Source organism: Kaistia hirudinis, assembly GCF_014196455.1.
In the GTDB taxonomy this organism is placed as follows: domain Bacteria; phylum Pseudomonadota; class Alphaproteobacteria; order Rhizobiales; family Kaistiaceae; genus Kaistia; species Kaistia hirudinis.
In genome coordinates this window covers 221,044-240,654 of the sequence record NZ_JACIDS010000006.1, presented here as the reverse complement: position 1 = coordinate 240,654, position 19,611 = coordinate 221,044, and the positions used below count along the sequence as shown (strand labels likewise).

Here is a 19,611-nt window from a genome sequence, read left to right as displayed (position 1 = left end):
TCACAGCTCCTTGCGAATATCGACGAGGCGCAGCATCACCCAGACGATCATCAGCACGACGGCGAGCAGCACGATCGCATTCGCCGCGGCGATCGGGAATTGCAGCGCCGTGATCTGCGTCTCGATCACCTTGCCGGCGGAGGCGATCTGCTGGCCGCCCATCAGGCCGACGGAGATGAAGTCGCCCATCACCACGGTGACGACGAAGATCGAGCCGATCGCGATGCCGGTCTTCGACAAGGGCACGATGACGTTCCAGATCGTCTGCCAGGGCGAGGCGCCCGTGTCATAGGCCGCCTCGATCAGGGAGCGGTCGATGCGCAGCATGGAATTGAGGATCGGCACGATCATGAAGACCGTGTTGATGTGGACCAGCGACAGCGTCACCGCGAAGGGCGAATAGAGCAGCCAGTCGACCGGCTCGGAAACGATGCCCGCCCCCATCAGCGCCTGGTTGACGAGGCCGTTGCGCCCGAGCAACGGGATCCACGAGATCATGCGGATCACGTTCGACGTCCAGAACGGGATCGTCGTCAGCAGCGCCAGGACGATGCGGACCGTATTCGAGCGGATCTCGAACACGAGGTAATAGGCAATGGTGAAGCCGAGGACGAGCGTGATCAGCCAGACGAGCAGGCAGAAGCGCAGCGTCGAGAGATAGGTGCGGAACGTCGTGCAGAGGTCCGGCAGGGACGCGAAGCACTTGTCGAACGCGGTCACGTAATTGTCGCCGACAAAGGCCGGCTCGATCGAATAGCCCGTATAGGTCCAGAACGAGACGACGAAGGTCACCGCCAGCGGCAGCAGGAAAAAGACGAAGAAGACGAGGGCAAGCGGAGCCGCCTGCCAATAAGGCGTCCAGCGCGATTTATCTTCCAGCATCGTGTGGGCAGGCTCCGCTCGTCCGCCAGCGTCCAGTTCTCGAAGTGCCTCCCCCGCCAATAGCGGGAGAGGCCGCGTTTCTCGCCTCTCTCGGAGAGGCGGAAGAGAGACGGCTCGCCTTACGCGGCGATGAACTCGTTCCACTTCTGAACCATGTAGGCGTTCTCCTTCATGGTCGAGTTCCAGCAGGCGACGGCGCCCATGCGCGTATCGTAGGAGCCGCCGTCACGGACCGTGCCGGCCTTCTCGAGCAGGCCGCCATCCGGACCATGGATGTCCTTCTCGGCCGGCTTGCCTTCCATCCAGAACGCCCACTCATAGGGCTCCATGTTCTCCTTGGCCGTCTCGAGAACCGCCGCGTAATAGCCTTGGCGGTTCAGATAGGCGCCGGCCCAGCCGGAGAGGAACCAGTTGATGAACTCATACGCCGCGTCGAGCTTCTTGCCCTTCAGCGTCTTCGGCAGGCCGAAGCCCGAAGCCCAGGCGCGATAGCCTTCCTTCAGCGGCTGGAAGGTGCAGGGGATGCCCTTGAGGCGGACGGCGGTGACGGCCGGCGACCACATGGACTGGATGACGGTCTCGCCCGAGGCCATCAGATTGACGCTCTCGTTGAAGTCGGTCCAGAAGGCGCGGAACTGGCCAGCCTTCTTGGCTTCGATCAGGGTGGCGATCGTCTTGTCGATCTCCTCCTTGGTCATGTTGCCCTTGTCGCCATACTTCACGAGGCCCATCGCCTCATTGACCATGGCGGCATCCATGATGCCGATCGACGGGATGTTGAGGATCGCGGCCTTGCCCTTGAACTCGGGGTTCAGCAGCTCGGCCCAGCTCTCGATCGGGCGCTTGATCAGGTCGGGGCGGATGCCGAGCGTGTCGGCGTTGTAGGTCGTCGGGATCAGCGTGATCCATTCGGTCGGCTCGTTCGCGAAGGTCTTGCCGCGCTGCTTCTCGAGATAGAAGACCTTGTGCGGCGCCGTGCCCTGGTCGCCGATCTTCTTGCCGCCGATCTCGCCCTTGGTCATGACGGTCGCGAGCTTGTCGACGAGCTTCACCTTCTTGGCGTCGATGCCCATCAGATTGCCCGACGGGATCAGGTTCGGAAGGCTTGCATATTCGCTGTCGACGAGGTCGAACGAATCCGGCTGCGTGATGATGCGCTTGGTGACGTCGTCGGTCGTGACGGTCACATATTCGACGTTGATGCCCGTGACCTCTTTCGCCTTGGCGGCGATGGCCGGCGACTGGTTCGTCGCGGTCGACAGGTAGCGCAGCGTGATCGGCTCGTCGGCATGGACCGCCGGGAAGCCGGTCACGGCGGTCGTGCCGATGAAGCCGGCCGTGATCGCCGAACCCTTCAGCAATGTGCGGCGGGTCAGCCCGCCCTTCTCATTCTGGCTCATGGCAGTCATCTCCTCTGGTGCCAATCTGCGTTGGGAAACGCGGCGCTCAGGCCGCGAGCTCGTGCACGTCGCTTGCGTCCCAGTGGACGCGGACGCTCTCGCCCGTCTCGATCGGGCGTTCGTAGAAGGTTCGCTCCGGCACGATCGCCGTCATTTCGAGCCCCGCATCGGTGGCGAGGCTGAGATAGACGACGGTGCCCTGGTACTCGACCTCGCGGACGACGGCGCCGGTGCCCGTCTCGCCATCGGTCGAGACCTTCACGCGGTCGGCGCGCACGCTGACCTTGCGGCCGCCCGTCTCCGGAATGATGTTGTGGCCGCCGATGAAGCGGGCGACGAACTCCGTCGCCGGCGCGTTGAAGATCTCGCGCGGCGCGCCCTGCTGCTCGATCTTGCCGGCATTCATGATGATGATCAGGTCCGCGAGCGCCATCGCCTCTTCCTGGCTGTGCGTCACATGGATGAAGGAGATGCCGAGCTCGCGCTGGAAGCGCTTGAGCTCTGCGCGGACCTTGATCTTCAGGAACGGGTCGAGCGCGGAGAGCGGCTCGTCGAGCAGGAGGATCTGCGGATCGGTCACCAGCGCCCGCGCGAGCGCCACGCGCTGCTGCTGGCCGCCGGAAAGCTGGCTCGGCAGACGTTCGGCGTAGCGCTCCATATCGACGAGCTTCAGCGCGTCGGTCGCCTTGATCGACCGGTCGACCTTGGAGACGCCCTTCATCTTCAGCGAGAAGGCGACGTTGTTGCGAACGGAGAGATGGGGGAACAGCGCATAGGACTGGAACATCATCGCCGTGCCGCGCTTGGCCGGCGGCAGGCCATTCACCACCTCGGGCCCGAGCACGATGTCGCCGTCCGACACGCTCTCATGGCCGGCGATCATGCGCAGCGTCGACGACTTGCCGCAGCCCGACGGTCCCAGCAGGCAGCAATAGGTGCCGGCCTTGATCTTGAGGTCGATCGAGTCGACCGCCGTCGTATCGCCGTAGCGCTTGGTGACGGAAGCAAGTTCCAGATCGGCTGCACGCGCCATGCACATCTCCCTTTCGGTCAGTCGGGAGATCGCAAGTCGTGTGCCAGTTGCCCGCCGGCCGTCCGGCCTGACGGCTTCGCCTTGATTCGAAACGGCGATTCCGTATCGGGCGCGGGCGGGCACCATCAGATGCCCGATCTCGCCTCATGCACAAGAATTCGGCGGATGAGGACGATATTAGCACAGTTTGTATACGATCCGAGGCTTGCCCCCCGTGGTGTCTGGGTTAGTCTGCGGGAAGTGGCCGCCGGGTTGGGGCCGCGGCACGGGTCGAGGACATGCCGAGAGTGACGAGCCCCGTCGGACGGGCATCAACGACGGTCGCGACGGAGCGAGCGCCGCTCAGAAGCGCGCGCGCGGCGAGCGTCTATCGCGAGATTCTCGGGGCGATCCTGGATCATCGCCTGCCGCCCGGCACGCGCCTGCCGGAGGACGAGGTCGGCGCCGTCTATGGCGCCAGCCGGACGATCGTCCGCTCCGCGCTTGAAGCGCTGTCGCATGAGGGCGTCGTCAGCATCGAGCCGAACCGCGGCGCCGCGGTGGCGCATCCGACCGTCGCGGAGGCCCGTGCCGTGTTCGAGGCGCGCCAGCTGATCGAGCCGCGTGTCGCCGCGACCGCCGCTGAACGGGCCGTCGAGGCCGACATCGCCATGCTTCGCCGCCAGATGGAAGCCGAGCACGACGCGTTGCATGCGGGCGATCATCGCCGTGCGATCGTCCTCTCGGGCGATTTCCATAATTCGATCGCGGCCATCGCCGGACAGCCGGTCTTCGCGTCCTTCGTGCGCGAACTCGTCGTCCGCTCCTCGCTCATTCTGTCGCTCTATTGGCGCCGCCGCGAGGCCACCTGCGCGACGCCGGCGCATGGCGCGCTGATCACCGCGCTGGCGACGGGACGGTCCGGCGAGGCGGCGCGGCTGATGGACGAACACATCGCCGATCTCCTCGACGGGCTCGATCTCAGCGAGCGCGAAACCCGGCCCGTCTCGCTCGCCGACATGCTCGCCCTGCGGCGCTGAACCGGCGATCACCGCCATCTTGCAGGCCTGCGGCGTTGGCGTTATATGGCCGCCGTGGCCACAGGCCGCCGTAAGCGTTTCCGTCAGTCAACGCGCCTTGACCCACCGAGCCGTGGGTCGCCGGGAGATCCCCGGTCGGCGCACGGCCATGACTGATGGAACTTCCATGACATATCCCTCTTCGTCGCTCGGCCGCCGGAAGCTTCCGGCCCGCTTTCACGCGATCGTCTTCCCCTTCATCCTGTCGATCTTCATGTGCGGCACCGTCTCCGCCGTCTCGACGGCCAAGGGCATCGGGCTGACCCCCGATTTCGTCGCCCGCTGGTGCTCGGCCTGGGTGATCTCCTGGCTGATCGCCTTCCCCGTCCTGCTACTCATCCTGCCGATGGTGCGGCGGATCGTGGGCTGGCTGGTTCACGCCCCGTCACGCTGACGCGTTGGAATGGAATCGCGCGCTTGCCGGCAACGGCGGCGCGCTTATTGTTTGTGCAAGCCAGTTTGGAATTGCTCGAATCCACTCCTTGACGCCTTCTTGAGAATTTGTCCAAATGATCAAGAGTTTTCCGGCGCGGGACAACAACAAGCCAGAGGCCGCCCGGAGAGGATTGTCAGGAGGCGCGGCCGCTGGTGAGAACGGCGCCGCCCGCCTCCCGTTTGGAGGGCTCCCCACATGGCGACCAGCGCGCCGGACATCGCATCGGGCCGTCTCGCGGCCGAGGACTATGTCCGCAACTTTGCCGACATCCATCCCCCGCTCGATCGCCACCAGGCGCTGGTCGAGGCGGACCGCTGCTATTTCTGCTATGACGCGCCTTGCGTGAAGGCCTGCCCGACCTCGATCGACATCCCGCTCTTCATCCGCCAGATCCTGACCGACAATCCCTTCGGCTCGGCCGAGACGATCCTCGAGCAGAATATCCTCGGCGGCATGTGCGCCCGCGTCTGCCCGACCGAGACGCTGTGCGAGGAAGCCTGCGTGCGCGAGGAAGCGGAAGGCAAGCCGGTGAAGATCGGCCTGCTGCAGCGCTTCGCGACGGACTATCTGCTCGCCGAGGGCGAGGGCCAGCCTTTCGAGCGCGCGCCCGCGACGGGCAAGCGCGTCGCCGTGATCGGCGGCGGACCGGCCGGCCTTTCGGCGGCTCATCGCCTCGCGCTGCACGGCCATGACGTCGTCATCTTCGACGCGCGCGAGAAGGCGGGCGGGCTCAACGAGTATGGCATCGCCGCCTACAAGGCGCCGGATGATTTCGCGCAGGCCGAGGTCGATTTCGTCCTCTCGATCGGCGGCATCACCGTCGAGCACGGCAAGGCGCTCGGCCGCGACGTCTCGCTGGCGGAACTGAAGACCTCCTTCGACGCTGTCTTCCTCGGCATGGGCCTTGCCGGCGTCAACGCGCTCGGCCTTCCCGGCGAGGATCTGCCGGGCGCCGAGGATGCCGTCGACTATATTGCGGAGCTGCGCCAGGCCTCGGATCTCTCCGCCTTGCCCGTCGGCGCGCGCGTCGTCGTGGTCGGCGGCGGCATGACGGCGATCGACGTCGCCGTGCAGTCGAAGCGGCTCGGCGCGGAGGAGGTAACCCTCGTCTATCGCCGCGACCGCGAGAAGATGGGCGCCTCGCTCTATGAGCAGGAACTCGCCGCGACCAACGGCGTCGTCATCCGCACCAATGCGAAGCCGGCCTCGCTCCTGGTCGAGGATGGCCGCGTCGCCGGCATCGCCTTCGAGACCACGGCCGAACAGGACGGGCGCCTCGTCGGCACGGGCGAGACCTTCACGCTTCCCGCCGACATGGTGTTCAAGGCGATCGGACAGGCCTTCGTCCCCGCCGCGCTGAACGGTTCCGGCGAAGCGATCGCGCTCGACCGGGGCAAGATCCGCGTCGACGAAGAGCGCCGCACCTCGCTGCCCGGCGTCTGGGCCGGCGGCGACTGCGCCGCAACCGGCGAGGACCTGACGGTCGCCGCGGTCGCGGATGGCCGCATCGCCGCCGAATCCATCCATCGCGCGCTCATCGCCGGCTGAGGGAGGACTTCACCATGGCCAATCTCGCTTCGAGCTTCATCGGCATCAAATCGCCGAACCCGTTCTGGCTCGCCTCCGCGCCGCCCACCGACAAGGCCTATAATGTCGTCCGCGCCTTCAAGGACGGCTGGGGCGGCGTCGTGTGGAAGACGCTCGGCACCGATCCGCCTGTCGTCAACGTCTCCGGCCCGCGCTATGGCGCGATCCATTCGAACGATCGCCGCCTGATCGGCCTCAACAATATCGAGCTGATCACCGACCGGCCGCTCGAGCTCAACCTCCAGGAAATCAAGCAGGTCAAGCGCGACTGGCCGGACCGTGCGCTCGTCGTCTCGCTGATGGTCCCCTGCGAGGAGCACTACTGGAAGGACATCCTCGCCAAGGTCGAGGAGACCGAGGCCGATGGCGTCGAGCTGAATTTCGGCTGCCCGCACGGCATGAGCGAACGCGGCATGGGCGCCGCGGTCGGCCAGGTGCCGGAATATGTCGAGATGGTCACGCGCTGGTGCAAGCAGCATTCGCGCATGCCGGTCATCGTCAAGCTGACGCCGAACATCTCCGACGTCCGCCAACCGGCCCGCGCCGCGATGCGCGGCGGCGCCGACGCGGTGTCGCTGATCAACACGATCAATTCGATCATCGCCGTCGACATCGACAATTTCGCGCCCGTCCCGACCATCGACGGCAAGGGCAGCCATGGCGGCTATTGCGGTCCGGCGGTCAAGCCGATCGCGCTCAACATGGTGGCGGAGATCGCCCGCGACCGCGAGACGCACGGCCTGCCGATCTCCGGCATTGGCGGCGTCACCACCTGGCGCGACGCGGTCGAGTATATGGCGCTCGGCGCCGGCAATGTGCAGGTCTGCACGGCGGCCATGACCTATGGCTTCCGCATCGTGCAGGAGATGATCTCCGGCCTCTCCAACTATATGGATGAGCGCGGCTTCACCTCGATCGACGAGATCGTCGGCCGCGCGGTGCCCAATGTCACCGACTGGCAGTACCTGAACCTCAACTATGTCGCCAAGGCGAAGATCGACCAGGATCTCTGCATCAAGTGCGGCCGTTGCCACATCGCCTGCGAGGACACCTCGCACCAGGCGATCACGTCGATGGTCGACGGTAAGCGCCATTTCGAGGTGATCGACGCCGAATGCGTCGGCTGCAATCTCTGCGTCAATGTCTGCCCGATCGACAATTGCATCACCATGGAGCCGATGACCGGCGGCACCGACCCGCGCACGGGCCGCGCCGTCACCGGCGAATACGCCAACTGGACGACGCATCCGAACAACCCGATGGCGAAGCCGGCCGTGGTGGCGGAACCGGCGGAATAATCTGCGCCGACCCGGCGCTTCAGTGGAACCCCGTTCCGCTGAGCCGCCGGGAGGCAGCAGCGTTTCTCTGCCGCCGGCGAAAGCAGACAAGCCCTTGCTTTTCTGCCGCCGGCCGGTCCCGAACCGTCGAAATAGCGACGCGAGTGCTGATATAACGGAAGGGCCATCGAACAGGAGGCACCCGTGCAGCAGACAGCGAAGATCATCGATCTCTCTTCCTACCGGAAGACGAAGCAGGCTTCAGCCTCCCCGGCCGAGAGCATGCCGATGATGAGCTTCGCTCCGTTCGCATGGGTTCCGGTTTGGGTCATGGTGCCCGTCCCCATCCTCGCCATGGGTGGACCGACCTGATGGCGCGCTGAAGGTTGCGCGCCATGACCGAGCCCACATGACCGAGCCCGCCCGCGATCCCGTTCCGGCCGCCGTCCTGCTGGAGGTCGAAGGCGAAGCGTCCAATGAGTTGGCCGCCACCGTCGGGCGCAATCTGAAGCGCCTGCGGACGCGTCGCGGCCACTCTCTGGAGCGGCTCGCCAAGCTGTCCGGCGTGAGTCGCGCCATGCTCAGCCAGATCGAGACCGGCAAGAGCGCCCCGACGATCAGCCTGCTCTGGAAGGTCGCGACGGCGCTCGGCGTTCCCTTCGCCACGCTGCTCAACGGCCAGGACACGCGCGGCACCACGGTCCTGCTCAAGGACCGCGCCAAGATCCTGACATCCAGCGGCGGCCGCTTCTCCTCGCGGGCGCTGTTTCCCTTCTCGAGCGAGCGGACGGTGGAGTTCTACGAGCTTCGCCTCGCGCCCAACCATCGCGAGGATGCCGAGCCGCACGCACCGGGCACGGTGGAGAACCTCGTGGTGACGCAGGGAACGGTCGAGGTCACGGCCGGCCGCGAGGCGCCCCAGGTGCTCGGCGAGGGCGATGCCATCGCCTTCGACGCGGACGTGCCGCACAGCTATCGGAACCTGCGGGCGTCCGAGGCGGTCATGTATCTCGTCATGACCTATGTCGAGGCCGTTTCGGCCTGATGGTTCCGAAAACGAAAGAGCCGCCCGGTGGGCGGCTCCTCGACGAGACGGGGATGGGACGGGGCGAAAAATCAGCCCTTCATCTCCATCATGCCCATCATCATCGGCATGCCGCCCATCGACATCATCATGGGCATGCCCATGCCCATCATGCTCATCATGCGCTTGCAGCAGTCCATGAACATCTCCATGGACATGCCGTTCATCGGCATCATCTCGCACGTCATGCCCTTGTCGGTCATGGTGCAGGTCATCTTGGCCATCATCATCGGCATCATCGCGGGCATCATGCCGTTCATCATCGGCATCATTCCGCCCATCATGCCGTTCATCGGCATCATATTGTTCATCATGGGGTTCATGCCGCCCATCATGGGGTTCATGCCCATCATCGGCATCATGGCGGGCATCGGCATCATCGACATCGCGTTGCTCATCTTCAAACTCCGTGTTTGTTCGACGGCCGCGCCGTCCATGACCCCGACCTAGGACCGCGAATGACGCAGCGCAACGACGCGATCGAGCCCGCCTGTCGTTTCCTCCGGCAGAACGAACAGGCGTCCAAGCGATTGGAAAATATGTTCATCTTGTTGGACACGCTTCCGCGATAACGGAATCGCCTTGCGCGTGCGGTGACGGCGAGCGACCTCGTGCTGTCGCGGACCTCTCCCGCGCGCTTCCGGGAGGAGCAGCATTGAACCATCGACGCAGCGTTCGATGAGGGGACTTGCTTCGCCAGGGCACGCGACGGTATCCGCTTAGCGAGATGCCCCATCCGAGGCGCGCCATGAGCCTGCTCAACCCCACTCGCCGCCTCCTGCTCCAGGGCGTGTCGGCCGCCGCCATGGCGGCCGTGGCGCTGCTCGGCATCCGGCGTGCCATGGCCGCCGGCAAAGGCAGCGATCCGATCGAAGACCTGATCGCGAACATGTCGATCGAGGAGAAGGCCGGCCAGCTTAGCCTCTTCGGTGACCCGACGCGTTTTCATGGCACGGTCGTCAATCCCACCAGCGAACAGGCCGCGACCCGGAACAGGGTCTATGCGGACATCGCCGCCGGCCGCATCACCGGCCTGTTCAACGGCATCGGCGTCGCCGGTGGCCGCGAGATGCAGAAGATCGCCGTCGAGAAGAGCCCGCGCGGAATTCCGCTGATCTTCGCCGGCGACATCATCCACGGCTTCAAGACGACATTTCCGATTCCCCTGGCGGAAGCCGCGAGCTTCGACCCCGATCTCGCCTTCCGCACGGCGCGTGCCGCGGCGCTGGAAGCGACCGCCGTCGGCCTGCACTGGACCTTCGCGCCGATGGTCGACGTGGCGCGCGACCAGCGCTGGGGACGCAATGCTGAAGGTTCGGGCGAAGACACGTTCCTCGGCAGCCAGTTCGCCGCCGCCCGCGTGCTGGGATTCCAGGGGAGCAGCCTCAAGGACGAGACCTCCCTGCTCGCCTGCCCCAAGCACTTCGCGGCCTATGGCGCCGTGCAGGGCGGCATGGAATACAACACCGCCGACATCCCGGAAACGACGCTGCGCCAGACGCATCTGCCGCCCTTCAAGGCGGCCTTCGACGCCGGAGCGCTCTCGACCATGTCGGCGTTCAACGACATCGCCGGCGTGCCGGCTACCGGCAATCATTACCTCCTGACCGACATCCTGCGCGGCGAATGGGGCTTCAGGGGCCTGGTCGTTTCCGACTACACGTCGGAAGAGGAACTGATCGCGCATGGCTTCGCCGCCAATGGCGCCGACGCCACCGCCAGGGCGATCAATGCCGGCTGCGATGTCGCCATGCAGTCGGGCCTCTACAACGACTATCTCCCCGATCTGGTCAAAAGCGGCGCCGTGTCGATGGCGACCGTCGATGAAGCGGTGCGGCGTGTGCTCCGCGTCAAGCAGGCGCTCGGCCTGTTCGACAATCCCTATCGCTCGCTCGATGAGGACCGCGAACAGACCGATCTGCGCAAGCCGGAGACCCTGGCGCTCGCCCGCGAAGCCGGCCGCAAGTCGATCGTCCTGCTGAAGAACGAGGGCGGTCTTCTCCCTCTTTCAAAATCGGCACGGATCGCCCTGATCGGCCCCTGCATCAACGACAAATATGACTATCCCGGCCCGTGGTCGGTATTTCCGGACGTCGCGACCTGCGTGACGATGGCGGAGGGTTTTCAGGCGGTGATGGGCGGCCGCGGCACGCTGACGATGGCGAGGGGCAGCGACTATGAGCTGCCCTATGAGGGCGGCATCGACGAGGCGGTGCGTGCCGCCGAAGCATCGGACGTCGTCGTTCTGGTCATCGGCGAAAGCGCCGGCATGTCGGGCGAGGCGCAATCGCGCGTCGATATCGGCATCCCCGATGCGCAACTGACGCTGGCCGAAGCCGTCGCGGCGACGGGAAAGCCGGTCGTCGTCGTGCTGCGTCATGGCCGCGCCCTGGCGCTGACCGGCGCGGCGAAGGCCGCGCCCGCCATCCTCGCCACCTGGTTCCTCGGCTCCGAGACGGGCCACAGCGTCGCCGACATCATCTTCGGCGACTATGCCCCGCAGGGCCGCCTGCCGGTCTCCTTCCCGCAGGCGTCAGGTCAGGAACCCTATTACTACAATCATCGCGCGACCGGCCGTCCCCAAACGACGGCGGAGAAGGACTACAAGGCTCGCTACCGCGAAGTCACGAACGAGGGGCTCTATCCATTCGGCCATGGCCTGACCTATGGCGACATCGTCTACGGCACCACGATGGTCGATGCCGCCAGACTGAGCTGGAACGGCGCGGTCGAGGTGCGTGCCGCCGTGAGCAATCGCGGAACCCGCCCGGCGCATGAGGTCGCCCAGCTATATATCCATGACCGCGTCGCCAGCCTGACCCAGCCGGTGCGTGCGCTGAAAGGCTTCAGCCATATCGATCTGGCGCCGGGAGAGACCAGGACGGTCTCCTTCACCCTTCGTCGCAGCGATCTGGAGTTCATGACGGCCAGTCTGCAATTCGCGGCCGAACCCGGCCTGTTCGACGTCTGGATCGCGCCGTCGGCCGTCGGCGGCATTTCGGCCAGCTTTGAACTGACCAGCTGAACGTTCGCGAAGCGGGCTGATGCCGCCGATTGCTGGCCCTCACCTTGCCCGGAACGGCGCGGGCCTACCTGAGATCGGTTGGCCGACTTGAGAGGACTGTACTGGCCTCAATACTCCAGCGCCCTGATCTCGTCGTTCGCTCGTCTCAGCCGCTCGGAAAAATCCCGGACCACATTGGCGTAGATCGTCGTCAGGATATGCGGGTGCTCGCGGCCGATCTCGTGCAGCGTCTCGATCGCGAAGCCGTAGCAGACGACCCGTTCGAGCGCGACGACGTCGGCCGAGCGCTTGCCTCCGTCGAAGAGCGCCATCTCGCCGAAGGTGAGGCCCGGGCCCATCATGGCGACGCGGATCGGCCGTCCCCCTTCGGTGGCGCCGGCGAGCTGCACCGCCACGGTGCCGCGGGCGATCGCGAAGAAGACGCGGGCGGCATCGCCCTCGCGGATGATGGTCGCGCCGGCCTCGAACATCAGCGGCCGCGCCGCCGCTTCCAGACGCTTCAGATCCTCGGCCGAAAGGTTGCGGAAGATCGCGATCCCCGAGAGCGAGAAACGCGTCATGTCGGGCGAGCGGCCCTGCTGCGCGATGATGAGGTTCTCGCACCATTCGAGCGCCTCGTCGCGCGTCGCGAAGATCGCGCCGGACAGATCCGTCTCGCCCGCCTCCAGTTCCGCCCGCAGCCGCGCCAGCGGGCCGTCCGGCGGCAAATAGGCGAGGAGAATGGCCGGCGGCCCGGCCTCGCCGGCATCGATGAGGCGCGCCAGCAGCTTGGCCGCCGTCTCGTCGATCGAGGGAACGCGGCGAAGGTCCAGCACGACCTGCGCGCCTTCGGCCGCCAGTTCGCGCGCCCGGCGGATGAGCCGTTCCGCCGAGCCGAAATAGAGCGGCCCCTGCACCTCGACGATGCGGTTTCGCGCGCCATGCTCGTCCAGGATCTGCCGCTCAACCGGGCTGCGCAGCCGCTTGGAGCGCACCGATGCGCCGTCGAGTTCGCGGCGGATCACCGTGCTGGTCGAGACGCTCGTCTTGAACACATGCAGCCCGAAATCATGCGCGATCTCGCGGCAGGCGGCGACTCCACGCACGGAATTGCCATGCTCGTCGATGGGCGGCGAGAAGACGGCGATGCCGATCTGGCCGGGGATCGCCGCCATGATCGAGCCGGCGACGCCGCTCTTCGCCGGAATGCCCACCTCGTAGGACCATTGGCCGGCATAATTGTACATGCCGCAGGAATTCATCACCGTGAGGATGTCGGGAATATATTCCTCCGGCAGCGCGCGCTGCCCCGTCAGCGGGTTGATGCCCTTGTTGGCGAGCGTCGCGCCCATCACGGCGAGGTCGACGCAAGTGACCTTGACCGCGCATTGCCGGAAATAGATGTCGAGGATCTCTTCCGGCGGGCGGCGGATCATGCCCGTGTTGAGCATCATATAGGCGATGGCGCGGTTGCGATGCCCGGTGTCCCGCTCCGAGCGGAAGACGGCCTCGTCGATATCGAGCTGCCGCCCGGCGAGGCGCGAGAACAGGTCGAGCATGTTGGCGACGCGCTCGTCGTCGCTCTTGCCGCGGATCGTCTCGGCGACGGCGATCGCGCCGGCATTGACCATGGGGTTGAACGGGCGATTGTGCTTGTCGTCGAGCACGATCGAATTGAACGCCTCGCCGGTCGGCTCGACGCCGACGCGCTGGAGCACGGTCTCGCGCCCATAGCGCGCCAGCGCATAGCCATAGACGAAGGGCTTGGAGACGGATTGGATCGTGAAGGCATGATCCGCGTCGCCCACTGCATAGATCTTGCCGTCGGTGGTCGCGATCGCGATACCGCAAAGGTTCGGATCGGCCTTGGCGAGTTCGGGAATATAGGAGGCGACATTGCCGCCGCCGAGCCGGCTGATCCTGAAGTGCAGATCGCTCAGATAATCGGCGATCGGACCGTCCGCGCTCACCGGCTGTGTATTGAAGATCGCTGCGTCCATCGATGCATGGCCCCCTGGCTGGTCCGGGAGACTCAATTTGCGTGCCAGCGCGAGCGCCCATTCCCGCGGCTTTCGCACGCGGATCGTTGCCTCATTGGCCGGCAGCCGGACCGAGCCTGCCCAACATCGCGGCATCTGCGCCGGTGCGATGTCCAGATCAGCGCGAACCGAACAGCCCGGTGAGGAAGACGGCTTCGAGCGAGGCCGTCGCAGTCTCGAAATGCCGGTTGTCGTCGGCGGCTTCACCGAGGATGGCGCGGACCTGGACGTCGAAATCGGCATAGTGCTGCGTGGTCGCCCAGATCATGAAGATCAGGTGATGCGGATCGACCGGCGCCATGCGTCCTTCGGCGATCCAGCGCCGCATCACCGCGACCTTGTCGTCGACAAGATCCTTGAGACGCGCTGAAAGGACGGAGGCGATGACCGGCGCCCCCTGCATGATCTCCAGCGCGTAGAGACGGGAGGCCTTGGGATTGTCGCGCGACATTTCGAGCTTGCGGTCGAGATAGGCGCGGATCTCCGCCTTCGGGTCATCGGTGTCGCCCAGCGCCTCGAGCGGCTGCAGCCAAGCCTCGAGCGTGCGCCGAAGCACGGAGAGGTAGATGTCGTCCTTGCGGCGGAAATAATAGAGCAGGTTCGGCTTGGTCATGCCGGCGAGGTCCGCGATCTGGTCGATCGTCGCCCCGCGGAAGCCGTAGCTGGAGAACGCCTCGAGCGCGGCGTCGAGGATGCGCTCCTCGTTCTCCTCCTGGATCCGCGTCCGCTTCTTGGTTCGGTGCGCACGCGCAATGCCGGCCGGATTCATCGGCGCGTCTGTCTGTATGTCTTTGCCATCGCGGCGGCACCTTCCGATGATTCCGCCCGCCATTCAACCGGCGAGCCGTCAGAAGCTCGGCGGCGTGCAGGCGGAGACGAGTTCGAGCTCGCCTTCGCCGATATTCTTGAACGAATGCGGCTTGCGGCTGTCGAAGAAATAGGCATCGCCGGCGGAGAGTTCGTAGCGGGCGCCGGCGACCTCCAAGAGCATGCGGCCACGGATGACAATCCCAGCCTCCTCGCCCTGATGCGAGAGCATGGCCTTGCCCGATTCGGCGCCCGGCTTGTAGCGCTCATGCATGACCTGCAGCGAGCGGCCGTCGAGATTGGAGCCGACCTGACGGAAGGATATCGGTCCGCCCGCAATCTCCTTCAACTCGGCGGCGCGGAAGACCACCTGCTCGGCATCGCTCTTGGTCTCGGCGAAGAATTCGGAGAGACTGACGGGAATGCCGGACAGGATCTGCCGCAGCCCCGACACGGACGGGCTGATGCGGTTGCTCTCGACCATCGAAACGGTCGCGTTGGAAACGCCGGCGCGCTTGGCGAGCGCGCGCTGCGACAACCCCTCGCGAAGCCGCAGCGCCCGCAGCCTCGCACCGACGTCGATATCGAAGCTCGATGCGTTCATGTGTTCAACATAAAGAACACTCTTAACGGGCGCAACGAATTGACCCGCGGAAATGCTGGGAATACGTTCACAAAAATGACCGCTTCCGCGCGAGCGGATTGCCTATCAGGGAATTTTCACAGCATGACCGCACCGCTTCGCTCGAACAATCTCGAAGCTTTCTGGATGCCGTTCACGGCCAACCGCCAGTTCAAGCAGCAGCCCCGCCTGCTCGTCGGCGCGAAGGACATGCACTACACCTCGGCCGACGGAAGGCAGATCCTCGACGCCACCGCGGGCCTGTGGTGCTGCAATGCCGGCCATGGCCGCCAGAAGATCGTCGAGGCCGTGTCGAACCAGGTCGCCGAGCTCGACTATGCGCCCGCCTTCCAGATGGGCCACCCCAAGGCGTTCGAGCTCGCGGCGCGCCTCGCCAACATGCTGCCGGCGCCGCTGGACCATGTCTTCTTCACCAATTCGGGCTCCGAGTCGGTCGACACCGCGCTGAAGATCGCGCTCGCCTATCAGCGCGCCCGCGGCAAGGGCACCAAGTATCGCCTGCTCGGACGCGAGCGCGGCTATCACGGCGTCGGTTTCGGCGGCATCTCGGTCGGCGGCATCTCGGGCAACCGCAAGACCTTCGGCACGATGCTCACCGGCGTCGACCACATCCGCCACACCCATGACATCGAGCGCAATGCCTTCTCGCGCGGCGTGCCGGAATATGGCGTCGAGTTCGCCGAGGAGCTGGAGCGCGTCATCGCCCTGCACGACGCCTCGAACATCGCCGCACTGATCATCGAGCCGGTCGCCGGATCGACCGGCGTGCTGATCCCGCCGAAGGGATACCTCAAGCGCATCCGCGAAATCTGCGACAAGCACGACATCCTGCTGATCTTCGACGAAGTCATCACCGGCTTCGGCCGCGTCGGCACGCCCTTCGCCTTCGACTATTTCGACGTGATGCCGGACCTCGTCACGGTCGCCAAGGGCATCACCTCGGGCGTCGTGCCGATGGGCGCCGTCTTCGCCGCCAAGCACATCTATGACACCTTCATGGATGCGCCGGAGAACACGATCGAGCTGTTCCACGGCTACACCTATTCGGGCCACCCGCTCGCCTGCGCCGCGGCGCTCGCGACGCTCGACGTCTATGAGGAAGAGGGCCTGCTCACCCGCGCCGCCGACCTCGCCTCCTATTGGGAGGACGGTCTGCATGCGATGAAGGGGCTGCCGCATGTCATCGACATCCGCAATCTCGGCCTGATCGGTGCGATCGAGCTGGAGCCGATCCCCGGCGCGCCGACCAAGCGGGCCTTCTCGGCCTTCCTGAAGGCCTATGAGAACAACCTGATGATCCGCACCACCGGCGATATCATTGCCATGTCGCCGCCGCTCATCGTCGAGAAGAGCCATATCGACCAGATCTTCGAGACGCTCACGCGCGTGCTCAAGTCGATCGACTAAGCCGGCCCAAACAAGAAACGCCCAGCAAGCTGCCGAGAGAGACGCCCATGCAGACCATAGACAACCTCATCGGCGGCAAGCCGGTCCGATCCGCTTCGACGCGCTCCGCGCCGGTGTTCAACCCCGCGACGGGCGAACAGGCCGCCGTGCTCCCGCTCTCGACCGCCGCCGAGCTCGACGCGGCGGTCGCCATCGCCAAGGCGGCGCTGCCGCGCTGGGCCGACACGCCGCCGCTCAAGCGCGCGCGCATCATGTTCAAGTTCAAGGATCTCCTGGAGCAGAACGCGGACGCCATCGCGCGCGCCATCTCCGCCGAGCACGGCAAGACGCATGACGACGCGCTCGGCGAGGTCCAGCGCGGCCTCGAAGTCGTCGAGTTCGCCTGCGGAATCCCGCATCTGCTCAAGGGCGAGTATTCTAAGAATGTCGGCCCGGCGATCGATACCTATTCCGACCGCCAGCCGCTCGGCGTCGTGGCCGGCATCACGCCATTCAACTTCCCCTGCATGGTGCCGCTCTGGATGTATCCGGTGGCGATCGCCTGCGGGAACACCTTCATCCTGAAGCCGTCCGAGCGTGACCCGAGCGCGGCCGTCCTGGTCGCCTCGCTGCTGCAGGAAGCCGGCCTGCCGCCGGGCGTGCTCAATGTCGTGCATGGCGACAAGGAGGTCGTCGACGCGATCCTCGCCAATCCCGATATCAAGGCCGTGAGTTTCGTCGGCTCGACGCCGATTGCCTCCTATGTCTATGCGACCGGCACGGCGAACGGAAAGCGCGTGCAGGCGCTGGGCGGCGCCAAGAACCATATGGTCGTCATGCCCGACGCGGACATGGACAAGGTCGCGGACGCGCTGATGGGCGCCGGCTACGGCTCGGCCGGCGAGCGCTGCATGGCCGTCTCCGTGGCGGTGCCGGTCGGCGAGAAGACCGCCGATGCACTGATCGAGACGCTGGCGCCGCGCGTGCGCGCGCTCAAGATCGGCCCGGCCACGGACCGCGAGGCCGAGATGGGCCCGCTGGTGACCAAGCAGCACATGGAGAAGGTGCTCGGCTATATCGACAAGGGCGTCGCCGAGGGCGCGAAGCTCGTCGTCGACGGCCGCGGCTTCAAGCTGCAGGGCTATGAGGGCGGCTATTTCGTCGGTGGCACGCTTTTTGATCATGTGGACAAGAAAATGACGATCTACCGCGAGGAGATCTTCGGTCCTGTCCTCTCCGTCCTGAGGGCGCCGTCCTATGACGAGGCACTCGAGCTGATCAATGCCCATGAATTCGGCAATGGCACCGCCATCTTCACCCGCGACGGCGACGCGGCCCGCTCCTTCGCCGACAAGGTCGAAGCCGGCATGGTCGGCATCAACGTGCCGATCCCGGTTCCCGTCGCCTATCATTCCTTCGGCGGCTGGAAGCGGTCGATCTTCGGCGACCACGCCATCTACGGACCGGAAGGCGTGCGCTTCTATACGCGCATCAAGACCGTGACGAGCCGCTGGCCGGACGGCATCAAGTCGGGCGCAGTGTTCAACTTCCCGACGATGTGAGGATGTGGTCACGTTCGGCAGCCATATTCTCAGGCGTCATCCCCGGGCTTGACCCGGGGATCCAGACTTCTTGCCGATCTCAAGTAGAGTCTGGATTGCCGGATCAAGCCCGGCAATGACAGGCTATCGAGCCCAATGAGGACAGTGCCCACATGACCGCCCCGACCGATAACCTCCGCATCAATGGCGAGCGCCTTTGGGACAGCCTGATGGAGATGGCGAAGATCGGACCGGGCCTGCGCGGCGGCAACAACCGTCAGACGCTGACCGACGCCGATGCGGAGGGGCGGGCGCTGTTCCGCTCCTGGGGCGAAGCCGCCGGCATGACGCTCGGCGTCGACAAGATGGGCACCATGTTCCTGACGCGGCCGGGCACCGATCCGGACGCGCTGCCGGTCTATGTCGGCTCGCACCTCGACACGCAGCCGACCGGCGGCAAGTATGACGGCGTGCTCGGCGTGCTGTCGGCGCTCGAAGTGGTGCGCAGTCTGAACGATCTCGGCATCAAGACGAAGCATCCGATCGTCGTCACCAACTGGGCCAACGAGGAAGGTGCGCGCTTTGCGCCCGCCATGCTGGCCTCGGGCGTCTTCGCCGGCGCCATTCCGCTCGACTATGCCTATGGCCGCAAGGATCCCGAGGGGAAGACCTATGGCGATGAGCTGAAGCGGATCGGCTGGCTCGGCGACGAGGAGGTCGGCGCGCGCAAGATGCACGCCTATCTCGAATATCACATCGAGCAGGGTCCGATCCTCGAGGCGCATGAGAAGAAGATTGGCGTCGTCACCCATTGCCAGGGGCTTTGGTGGCTCGAAGTCACGCTGACCGGCAAGGAGGCGCATACCGGCTCGACGCCGATGAACATGCGCGTCAATGCCGGCCTCGCCATGAGCCGCGTCTTCGAGCTGGTCCAGGCCGTGGCCATGGAGAACCAGCCGGGCTGCGTCGGCGGCATCGGCCAGGTATTCTTCACGCCCAATTCGCGCAATGTGCTGCCTGGCAAGGTGGTCTTCACCATCGACATCCGCAGCCCCGACCTCGCCAAGCTGAACGGCATGCGCGCCCGGATCGAGGCGGAGGCGCCGAAGATCGCCGAGGCGCTCGGCGTCGGCTTCGCGATCGAGCCGGTCGGCCATTTCGATCCCGTCGCCTTCGATCCGACCCTGGTCGGCCGGGTGCGTGCTGCCGCGGAGCGTCTCGGCTACAGCCACATGGACATCATCTCCGGCGCAGGCCACGATGCCTGCTGGGCCGCCAAGGTGGCGCCCACGACCATGATCATGTGCCCGTGCGTCGACGGGCTTTCGCACAATGAAGACGAGACCATCACGCCGGAATGGGCGAGCGCAGGCGCCGACGTCCTGCTGCATGCCGTTCTCGAAACGGCCGAGATCGTCGGCTGAAGCCGACGCC

Annotated in this window: 17 protein-coding genes; 11 read left to right on the top strand and 6 right to left on the bottom strand. The window is 65.6% G+C overall.

The window, feature by feature from the left end; genetic code table 11:
* From GGR25_RS22650 to GGR25_RS22640, 3 genes are all read right to left on the bottom strand, one after another.
* Complete coding sequence (locus GGR25_RS22650; protein ID WP_183401155.1) at positions 1 to 882, bottom strand: ABC transporter permease; 882 nt, start codon at positions 880 to 882, stop codon at positions 1 to 3.
* Between the two features lie 119 nt (positions 883 to 1,001).
* On the bottom strand, positions 1,002 to 2,282 hold the full coding sequence (locus GGR25_RS22645) for an ABC transporter substrate-binding protein (protein WP_380147148.1): 1,281 nt from the start codon (positions 2,280 to 2,282) through the stop codon (positions 1,002 to 1,004).
* A 46-nt stretch (positions 2,283 to 2,328) separates the two neighbouring features.
* Complete coding sequence (locus GGR25_RS22640; protein ID WP_183401153.1) at positions 2,329 to 3,315, bottom strand: ABC transporter ATP-binding protein; 987 nt, start codon at positions 3,313 to 3,315, stop codon at positions 2,329 to 2,331.
* A 287-nt stretch (positions 3,316 to 3,602) separates the two neighbouring features.
* On the opposite strand from GGR25_RS22640, the gene GGR25_RS22635 reads away from it, so the two are divergent.
* The 8 genes from GGR25_RS22635 to GGR25_RS22600 all read left to right on the top strand — a co-directional run bounded on the left by GGR25_RS22635 (position 3,603) and on the right by GGR25_RS22600 (position 11,782).
* Complete coding sequence (locus tag GGR25_RS22635; protein WP_343068153.1) at positions 3,603 to 4,334, top strand: GntR family transcriptional regulator; 732 nt, start codon at positions 3,603 to 3,605, stop codon at positions 4,332 to 4,334.
* A gap of 166 nt (positions 4,335 to 4,500) precedes the next feature.
* Entirely contained in the window at positions 4,501 to 4,767 is a 267-nt protein-coding gene (locus tag GGR25_RS22630; RefSeq protein WP_183401151.1) for a DUF2798 domain-containing protein, read from the top strand.
* A 237-nt stretch (positions 4,768 to 5,004) separates the two neighbouring features.
* Complete coding sequence (locus GGR25_RS22625; RefSeq protein WP_183401150.1) at positions 5,005 to 6,357, top strand: NAD(P)-dependent oxidoreductase; 1,353 nt, start codon at positions 5,005 to 5,007, stop codon at positions 6,355 to 6,357.
* A gap of 14 nt (positions 6,358 to 6,371) precedes the next feature.
* Complete coding sequence (gene preA, locus GGR25_RS22620; RefSeq protein WP_183401149.1) at positions 6,372 to 7,694, top strand: NAD-dependent dihydropyrimidine dehydrogenase subunit PreA; 1,323 nt, start codon at positions 6,372 to 6,374, stop codon at positions 7,692 to 7,694.
* Positions 7,695 to 7,877: 183 nt separating this feature from the next.
* Positions 7,878 to 8,045, top strand: coding sequence for a hypothetical protein (locus tag GGR25_RS22615; protein ID WP_183401148.1), 168 nt, complete (start codon positions 7,878 to 7,880; stop codon positions 8,043 to 8,045).
* Between the two features lie 37 nt (positions 8,046 to 8,082).
* Positions 8,083 to 8,718 (top strand): helix-turn-helix domain-containing protein, encoded by a 636-nt coding sequence (locus GGR25_RS22610; protein WP_183401147.1) that lies wholly within the window; start codon positions 8,083 to 8,085, stop codon positions 8,716 to 8,718.
* Between the two features lie 27 nt (positions 8,719 to 8,745).
* Positions 8,746 to 9,207 (top strand): hypothetical protein, encoded by a 462-nt coding sequence (locus GGR25_RS22605; RefSeq protein WP_183401146.1) that lies wholly within the window; start codon positions 8,746 to 8,748, stop codon positions 9,205 to 9,207.
* A 298-nt stretch (positions 9,208 to 9,505) separates the two neighbouring features.
* Positions 9,506 to 11,782: a glycoside hydrolase family 3 N-terminal domain-containing protein gene (locus GGR25_RS22600; RefSeq protein WP_183401145.1), complete on the top strand. Its 2,277-nt coding sequence runs from the start codon at positions 9,506 to 9,508 to the stop codon at positions 11,780 to 11,782.
* A 107-nt stretch (positions 11,783 to 11,889) separates the two neighbouring features.
* Here the strand turns inward: GGR25_RS22600 and glsA are convergent, their stop codons facing one another.
* From glsA to GGR25_RS22585, 3 genes are all read right to left on the bottom strand, one after another.
* Positions 11,890 to 13,761: a glutaminase A gene (gene glsA, locus GGR25_RS22595; RefSeq protein ID WP_183401144.1), complete on the bottom strand. Its 1,872-nt coding sequence runs from the start codon at positions 13,759 to 13,761 to the stop codon at positions 11,890 to 11,892.
* 157 nt (positions 13,762 to 13,918) lie between these two features.
* Positions 13,919 to 14,569, bottom strand: coding sequence for a TetR family transcriptional regulator C-terminal domain-containing protein (locus tag GGR25_RS22590; RefSeq protein ID WP_183401143.1), 651 nt, complete (start codon positions 14,567 to 14,569; stop codon positions 13,919 to 13,921).
* A 78-nt stretch (positions 14,570 to 14,647) separates the two neighbouring features.
* Positions 14,648 to 15,211, bottom strand: coding sequence for a cupin domain-containing protein (locus GGR25_RS22585; protein WP_183401142.1), 564 nt, complete (start codon positions 15,209 to 15,211; stop codon positions 14,648 to 14,650).
* A gap of 123 nt (positions 15,212 to 15,334) precedes the next feature.
* On the opposite strand from GGR25_RS22585, the gene aptA reads away from it, so the two are divergent.
* The 3 genes from aptA to GGR25_RS22570 all read left to right on the top strand — a co-directional run bounded on the left by aptA (position 15,335) and on the right by GGR25_RS22570 (position 19,601).
* On the top strand, positions 15,335 to 16,657 hold the full coding sequence (gene aptA, locus GGR25_RS22580) for an omega-aminotransferase AptA (protein WP_210300066.1): 1,323 nt from the start codon (positions 15,335 to 15,337) through the stop codon (positions 16,655 to 16,657).
* A 47-nt stretch (positions 16,658 to 16,704) separates the two neighbouring features.
* Positions 16,705 to 18,198, top strand: a complete 1,494-nt coding sequence (locus GGR25_RS22575) for a CoA-acylating methylmalonate-semialdehyde dehydrogenase (protein WP_183401140.1) — start codon at positions 16,705 to 16,707, stop codon at positions 18,196 to 18,198.
* A gap of 152 nt (positions 18,199 to 18,350) precedes the next feature.
* Positions 18,351 to 19,601 carry a Zn-dependent hydrolase gene (locus tag GGR25_RS22570; protein WP_183401139.1) on the top strand — a complete coding sequence of 417 codons (1,251 nt, stop codon included), beginning with the start codon at positions 18,351 to 18,353 and terminating at the stop codon, positions 19,599 to 19,601.
* Positions 19,602 to 19,611 lie beyond the last annotated feature (10 nt).